9 protein-coding genes are annotated in these 7066 nt (G+C 75.1%); all 9 read right to left on the minus strand.

All coding sequences use genetic code 11. From position 1 onward, the window contains the following. Positions 1 to 12 precede the first annotated feature (12 nt). Positions 13 to 546: a hypothetical protein gene (locus ABD345_RS33635; RefSeq protein ID WP_344557797.1), complete on the minus strand. Its 534-nt coding sequence runs from the start codon at positions 544 to 546 to the stop codon at positions 13 to 15. Further along, positions 543 to 1304: a hypothetical protein gene (locus ABD345_RS33640; protein ID WP_344557799.1), complete on the minus strand. Its 762-nt coding sequence runs from the start codon at positions 1302 to 1304 to the stop codon at positions 543 to 545. Before ABD345_RS33640 ends, ABD345_RS33635 begins: the two co-directional genes overlap by 4 nt. Further along, complete coding sequence (locus tag ABD345_RS33645) at positions 1301 to 2002, minus strand: HAD family hydrolase (RefSeq protein WP_344557801.1); 702 nt, start codon at positions 2000 to 2002, stop codon at positions 1301 to 1303. The genes ABD345_RS33640 and ABD345_RS33645 overlap by 4 nt, the downstream gene beginning before the upstream one ends. After that, on the minus strand, positions 1999 to 3210 hold the full coding sequence (locus ABD345_RS33650) for an MFS transporter (protein ID WP_344557803.1): 1212 nt from the start codon (positions 3208 to 3210) through the stop codon (positions 1999 to 2001). The genes ABD345_RS33645 and ABD345_RS33650 overlap by 4 nt, the downstream gene beginning before the upstream one ends. Positions 3211 to 3248: 38 nt before the next feature. Beyond that, positions 3249 to 3701: a hypothetical protein gene (locus ABD345_RS33655; protein WP_344557805.1), complete on the minus strand. Its 453-nt coding sequence runs from the start codon at positions 3699 to 3701 to the stop codon at positions 3249 to 3251. Beyond that, on the minus strand, positions 3698 to 4543 hold the full coding sequence (locus tag ABD345_RS33660) for a DUF317 domain-containing protein (protein WP_344557807.1): 846 nt from the start codon (positions 4541 to 4543) through the stop codon (positions 3698 to 3700). The genes ABD345_RS33655 and ABD345_RS33660 overlap by 4 nt, the downstream gene beginning before the upstream one ends. A 22-nt stretch (positions 4544 to 4565) precedes the next feature. Then, the gene (locus ABD345_RS33665; RefSeq protein ID WP_344557808.1) at positions 4566 to 5453 is read right to left on the minus strand and encodes a hypothetical protein; all 888 of its coding nucleotides are present in this window, start codon (positions 5451 to 5453) and stop codon (positions 4566 to 4568) included. A 101-nt stretch (positions 5454 to 5554) separates the two neighbouring features. Next, the gene (locus tag ABD345_RS33670; protein WP_344557810.1) at positions 5555 to 6184 is read right to left on the minus strand and encodes a DUF4913 domain-containing protein; all 630 of its coding nucleotides are present in this window, start codon (positions 6182 to 6184) and stop codon (positions 5555 to 5557) included. A gap of 110 nt (positions 6185 to 6294) precedes the next feature. Then, complete coding sequence (locus ABD345_RS33675; RefSeq protein WP_344557812.1) at positions 6295 to 6591, minus strand: hypothetical protein; 297 nt, start codon at positions 6589 to 6591, stop codon at positions 6295 to 6297. Positions 6592 to 7066: the final 475 nt, after the last annotated feature.

Consider the following 7066-nt stretch of genomic DNA (forward strand, 5'->3'; position numbering starts at 1 on the left):
TGTTGGCCCGGCTCAACGGGCTGGGGCGGCCTTCGTCGCGGTGCCGGGCGGGGAGGGGGTGTGTGTCCCGGGCGCGGCGGTGGTGAGCGGGGTGTTGGGGGCGGTCGTGGTGGAGGAGCGGACCTGCGCGGCCTGGACCCGGGAGGGCTGCTCGGTCCCGGTGGAGCGCTCGGCGGCCTCCCGGTAGGTGTGCAGGTCGCGGCCGAGGTGCTCGACGGACAGGGCGTAGCGGGCGGCGAGGGTCTCGATGTCGGAGGCGAGGGTGCGCAGCAGGCCCGAGGAGCGGGCGTCCCGGTGGTCGCCGTTGCGGGTGCGCTCCAGGCGGCTGATCGCGTAGGCGGCGAGGCGGCGCAGTTCGTCGTCGGCGTCGTCGACCCGATCCGCCTGTCCTCTCACCAGCATTGCCAGGGTGCGCAGTTCGCCTGGTTCGGGGTGCCGGTCCAGCATGTCGTGGGTGTCCAGGCCGAGGCGCTCCAGGACGATCAGCCGCCCCGCGAAGGCGGGGGTGCCGCCGACCATCTGTGCGGGCGCCGGTCCGGTGTTCATCGCGGCCTCCGGGCGGTGGCGGCCGGGGCGGTGCTGCGCGGGGAAGCGGTGACAGCAGCGGTGGGCGCGGCGGCCGGGGCGGCGTTCAGGACGGCCAGCATCCGCAGCCCGGCGGCGGTGGGCCGGACCGTCTGCCCCACGAACAGGCTGGTGCGGGTGTCGCGTTCGACCAGTTTGCGCTGGAACAAGACGTTGAGGGCCTTGCGGTCGACCTGCACCCCGGCGGCCCCGACCTGCATCGGCTTCCGCATCTCGCTGGCGTGCATGGTGACCTTGCCGGTGGCCACCGCTTCCAGCGTCGCCCGCTGGGTGGCGGTGAGCTTCTTCTCCTTCTGCTGTGCGGGTGCAGCGGGTTTCTGCTCGGGCGGCGGCGCCGGTGGGTGGGCGGCGAGGAGCCGGTGGAGGCCGACGGCACGCTCCAGCGCCTGGAAGAGTTCGGAGCGGCGCACGACCAGGAAGTCCAGGCTCTGGCCGCTGTTGCTGAGGACGCCGTGGGACAGAGGCATGTCTGCGTCGTCGCCGCCGATCACCCGGTCCATGTCGCGGCGGATGCCGGCGGCCACGCTCACCAGGGTCTGCTGGACGATGTCCAGGCGCCGGGCGAGGTGGGCGACGTCGTCGGCGGAGCGGCCCAGCGGGGTGTCCTCGTCCTCCTGCCAGCCGGGGATCGCCCGCAGGTTGGGCACATCGAAGACGCGCAGGACCATCTCGGTGCCAACACTGGCCGAGGAAGCAGCGGGCGCGGTGGGCTGGCTCACCGGTTCGCCCCCTGGCGCGTCTTCAGGAGGGCGATGCCGGTCTCGACGGCTTCGCGCAGGCTGTCGGCGAGGGGGACGCCGGCGGCGGCCAGGCGCTCGGTGCTGTGCAGGCCGCCGGTGTGCAGGACGGCGACGGCGCCGACCTCCTCGGCGGCGACGGCGTCGTCGAGGCTGTCGCCGATCACCAGGGCGCGGCCCGGTTCGACGCCGAGGGCGGACAGGTGGGCGGCGAGGGCCGGGGCCTTGGAGTGCGCCGGTTCGCCGGTGCGGCCGTCGACGCGTTCCAGCAGTCCGCCGATCCCGGCCTTGGCGACCTCGGTCAGCAAGCGCGCGTGCGGGGCGAGGGAGAGCAGGCTCTGGCGGTGGCCGGCGGCCCGCAGGCCCAGCATGAGCTGGCGTACCCCGGCTCGCAGGCGCACCGGCCGCCGGTGGAGCACGTCGAGGAACTCGGCGTTGCTGCGGCTCCACTCCTCGTCGGTGATCGTCCGGCCGACGAGCGCGTCGTAGAAGGAACGGATCGGGACGGCGTGCAGGGCCCGGTACGTGGCTACGTCGATCCGGGGGCCGCCGATGCGGGGCAGCGTCGCGTTGAGCGCCGCGACGTGGTCGTCGAGGTCGTCTCGCACTGTCCCGTTCCAGTCCCACACGAGATGGATCCGGGACGGCGTGCTGGCGTTGGTGGTGGTGCGGTGGGTCAAGCGGGCTTCTCCGTAGGGGGGTTGGGAGTGAGGAGGTCGCGGCGGGCGGCGAGGAGCGCGGCGGTGAACGCGGCTGCCAGCGGGGGCAGGGCGGCGAGCGCGGTGGTACCGAGGACGGCGAGGTGTCCGGCGGCGGCCGATCCGGCGGCTTGGCCGACGCCGATCACGGCGATCAGCCAGGCGGCGGCCTCGGTGGCGGTGCCAGGCGGGGCGAGCCGGTCGGTGACGACGAAGGAGCTGGTGATCAGCGGGGTGAGGTAGAGGCCGGCGAAGAAGCCGGCGGCCAGCGCGTTGGGCGGGGCGGCGGTGAACGCCAGCGGTACAAGGCAGGCGGCGAAGCAGGCCGCGGCGTGCAGGAGCCGGCGGGTGACGGGGATTTGCTGCGGGGAGCGGGCGGCCAGCAGGCCGCCGATCATGCTGCCGGTGGACAGGGCGGCCGGGAGCAGTCCGGCGAGCCAGCCGCTGCGGTGTGCCTCGCCGAGGGCGAGAGCGAGCACGTTGAAGGTTCCCAGGGCCGCGCCGAAGGCGAACAGGGCGGTGAGCAGTAGTCGCAGCCCGGGCGAGCGCAGCGGACCGCTCCAGTGTCCGCCGCGGCGGGCGGGGGTCCTCCGGCGGGCGGGTGGGCGGATGGCCACCGTCAGGGAGCCTGCGGCTCCGACGACGGCGCAGGCGGCCAGGGCAGTTGCGGGGGAGGCGAGTTGGCCCAGTGCGGTGGCGGCCAGGGGGCCGGCGACGAACACGCCGGCCTGGGTGGTGCTGTCGAGGGTGAACGCGGCGTGCAGGTCGGCGGGGGCGACCAGGCGCGGCCACATCGCGCGCAGTCCGGCCTCCAGCGGCGGGGTCGCCGCGCCGGCGAGGACGGTGAGGAGGCAGGCGGTGAACGGGCGGGGTGTGCAGCCCAGGGCGGCGAGGAGGGCGAACGCGGTGGTGGAGACGACGGCGGCGCCCACGACGACGGAGGCCAGCCGGGTGCGGTCGACGACGCGGCCGAGCAGAGGCTGGCCGATCGCGCCGGCCAGGGCGTAGAGGGCGGCGAGGGCGGCGCCCAGGGACAGCGGGCCGTGCTCGGCGCGAACCGCGAGCAGCAGGGCGACGGGGGCCATCGCCGTCGGCAGGCGTCCGGTGAGCGTGCCCGCGAGCAGGGGCGCGACGTGGGGGGTACGCAGGATGCGGCGCAGGCCGGTCGGGTGCGGGGTGGGGGTGGTCACGGGCTCCGGAGGGGAAGGTTCGGGTGGGCGGTGCGCGCTCACGGCGAGGCGGGGCGCAGTTGGGCGGCGGCGGTGCCGAGGTGGGCCGAGGCGCTGGTGAGCAGGGTCGCGGCCTGCCCTCGGCTGGCCTGCAGGAGGCCGGCGGCTTCGGCGGCGGCGGGTTCGGCGAGCAGGTGGTGCAGGGTGTCGACCATCGCCGTGTTCGCGGCCAGCAGGCCGGACAGGGCGGAGGTGATGCTGGACAGGGGACGCAGGTGCGCCAGGGCGGGGGTGTCGGTGAGGTCGACGAGGGCGGCGGCCGTCGCGGTGGCGGTGGCCAGGTGCACAAGGGTGGCCAGCAGGTGGCGGCTGAGCAGGCGGGTGCCGTCGGGGACGCAGGCCGGCAGGTCGAGGGCGCGGGCGAGGGCCTGGATCTGCTCGCTCTCCTCCACCAGGTCGGCGACCAGGTCGCTCGCGGCGCTGCCGGGCAGGGAAAGGGTCGGGGACGTCAACGGGCCCTCCGGGCGGAGTCGGAGCCCAGCGGTGCGGGCGAGCTGATGATCGGTGCGCCGAGGGCTGCCGCGCGGGCGGCGGGCGACGGGCGAGCGGCGGTGGCCGCCGCGGCGCGGGGTTGGGCGGGGGTGATGTCGAGGTCCTGGAGCAGGCCGGCGGGGACCTCGCGCAGCCGGCGGCGCGCCGGGGCGGGGCTGGCCATGGCGGCGAGGACGGCCTCGGTGAGCTGGGCGGGAACGGCACCGCGCAGCTCCGCGTACCAGGGGTTGCTGTGGGGGCTTGCGGCGATGATCCGCATGGACGGCTCCCTGGTGTCCTCGTCCGGGCCCCAGCGCAGTTCGGCCAGCGAGTCGGGGGCGATGGCCTCGACCGCGCCTTCGCGGCGGTGCGCGCCGCTCCAGCCGGCCTCGGCCAGGCCGGCCAGCGCGGCCTCCGGGTCGGCGTCGGCCGGTCCGTTCTCGGCGTGGTCGACGAGCGCGGCCACCGCGTGCGCGAGGATCTCGTCGGGTACCCGGGCGCTGAACTGGGCTTGCCAGCCGGGGCCGCTGGCGATGAGGGCGTCCTGCGAGCGCTCGTTGCTGTAGTCGGTGACGACCGCGACGATCCGGCTGCGCGGGTGGTGGAACTCGCGTCCCAAGTCTGCGGGCGCTTCGAGCGGCCGCCACCGTGCGGCGCGCAGGGTGCGCGCCGCCGAGGCGGTGGAGCGCAGGGTGGGCGGGGCGAGGTAGGCGGGGCGGACGTCGACGAGGGTGTCGGCGAGTCGGGCGGGCAGGTCGGAGTCGGGCTGCCCCGCGCGGTGCAGCATCGGCCTCGGTGCCCTGGTGGTGGGGGTGGTTTCCACGGTGTCTTCTGCTCCCGTCCCGTCAGCGCTGGTGCGCGGCGGCGGGGCCGGCCACCAGCGGGGCCGCCTGCGGGGCGGGCGTGTCGCTGAAGCTGAGCGCCGTGGTCGAGCGGGTGGTGGCGGCGCCCGCGCGGGCGGCGGCCTGGGCGGCGGGCGAGGGCGCGGTGGCGGCGGGCGCGCTGACGGGCGAGGGGATGACGGGGCGGGCGGCCTGCTGCGGCTTGGGCGCCGGGGCCTTGGCGGTCTGCGGGGCGGGGACGTGGCGCTCGGCCCACCGGGCGATGACGTCCAGCGGTTCCAGCAGCTCCCGGCCGGCCGCAGTGAGGTCGTACAGGTAGGCGCGGCGCTCGCCGGTGCGCACGACCAGGCCCGCTTCCCGCAGCTGGGCCAGGCGCTGGTAGAGGGAGGCGGGGTGCGGGCCGTCGGCGGGCAGGACCAAGTCCTGGATCTCCGACGGGTACACCGGTTCGCCCTCGGAGGCGATCGCCCACAGCGTGGCGACGGTGTAGCGGCGGTCGAGGGAGGCCAGCGCCTGCGCGGTGTAGGCGCCCGGGCCGGTGCCGGTGCTCGGGCGGTCCTGGTGGGCGGAGGCCCAGCGGGCGACGGGCACCTGGATCTGCAGGGCCTCGCGCCCGGCCTCGGTCAGGGCGACTGCGCCGTCCCGGCCGGAGCCGGAGCGCGCCACGAGGCCGCCTTCCTCCATCGCCGTCAGCCGGGCGCCCAGGGCGGAGCCCATCCACGGCATCGCCTCGGAGAACGAGCGGTTCAGCAGCGTGCCGCCGTTGCGGTCCAGGGTCCGCAGGATCGAGATCACATTCGGCGCTCCCAGCACGGCGATGGCCTGCTGTACACGGGGGGCCAGGGAGAGGTCACGCACGACGGAGGAGGTCACGGGGGTGGGCACAGACATGGTGGTGGAATCCTTCGCGGAGCTGGAGGGGAGAGGTCGCCGGGCGGCGGGAGGTGCGCGCGGCGGCGGGCGGGCGGCGGGTCGGGTGCCGCCGGGCCGGCTCAGACGCTGGCGCGGGGCTGCCCGGCGACGGGCAGCGAGGAGAGGTCGGTGTGCGGCGGGACCGGAAGCAACCTGTGGTGCGGGTGGTCGGGGTTGGTGGTGCACGCGCCGAACGGGCCGTCCGGGGAGCGGAGTTTGAGCAGCAGCGGCTCCAGGTGGTCGCGCTGCCACACCGAGGGGCCGGTCGCTCCCGAGCGGGAGTCGGTCAACTCCTGCCAGGCCAGCCAGCAGTGGTGGATCCGGGCGAGGGCCTCGTCGTGCTCGGGCCACCGGGTGCACCACGGCCGGCCGGAGGCGATCTCCGCCCCGTAGGCGGACAGCAGGATGTGGTCCACCCACGGGGTCATCGTGCGGACCTCTTCGGCGAGGGCGTCGTCGTCGAAGGCCAGGATGGTCAGCGACACCGGGTCGCCGTCGGCGCCGTCGGCGTCCTCGAAGCCGGGGCCGAGGTCCAACTCCAGGTCCAGGAAGTCGTCGTCGGCGTCGTCGTCCTGGGCGAGGCGGTCGGCCACGATCGCCAGCGAGTCCCGCTCCGCCTGGAGCGCGGCCAGGGTCGCGCGCCACTCGGCGAGCGTCTCGGCGGTGACCTGGCCGCGCTCCGGCGGGTCGTCAGGAATTGAGGTGGACAAGAGGTGCTCCGGAATTTCGGGGAGGCGGGGTGATGTCCACGACTCTGCCCCACACCCCCACTCCTTGATTGGGAGATATCCCACGGGCTATGGAGGTCGGAATCTCCCTGTCAAGGAATTCGGTGATTCCCGCAAAGGGAAATTCCGGGCGTCAGCAACTCCATTGCCAGAGCGGCCTGTTGAGGGACTACGCCGTTGCCGAGCGCGGTCAGCTGGGCCGATCTGGAAAGCCCTGTGATCTGCGTCACCCAGCCCTTTTCGAGGCCCATGACCCACTCCACGAATGCCGGGGCGAGGCGTCCTCGGGAATCCACCGGGTCCGGTGCGGGACCAATCACCCGCTCCCATCGGGCGATGGCGGCGGTGTACTGCCCCCAGCGGGCCCCTCCCCCGGTGGCGAGGTCCACATCGGCAGCACCACCTGCGACAGCGGCGGCCGGAAGCCCTCCCCGCCGCGGCGCCCCGGCGTCCCGGTGTCGCTGGCCCTCGGCGTGGGCAGCATCTTCGCCGCGGCGCTCGACATCGTCAGGTCGCCCCTGCTCCCGCGCTGGTTCGGGCCTCCCTTCGTCCCGTCGCTCGCGCGCGGCGTCGGCAGCAGGTGCTCCACCAGGTCGCTCAGGTTCGGGCCGTGCCCGCCGGCCTTGCGCAGGTCCGGGTGCTGGCTGCCGCCGATCGTGCCCAGGTTGGAGGTGGGGGTGAGCAGCAGCGTGACCGCATGCCCCAGGTTCTCCCGGCCCGCGTCCGGGCCCTTGAAGTCCCTCGCACGCGGCGTCGGCAGGCCAGGCGACGAAGTTATCTGGACAGATCACCTGATTCAGCGACTGTGCTGGCCGCACGAGGTGCGTATGGTTCCGGCCGTGCGAGTAATGAAGGTGCCCGATG

Origin of the sequence: Kitasatospora saccharophila, assembly GCF_039529925.1 — a bacterium.
GTDB classification, from domain to species: Bacteria; Actinomycetota; Actinomycetes; order Streptomycetales; family Streptomycetaceae; genus Kitasatospora; species Kitasatospora saccharophila.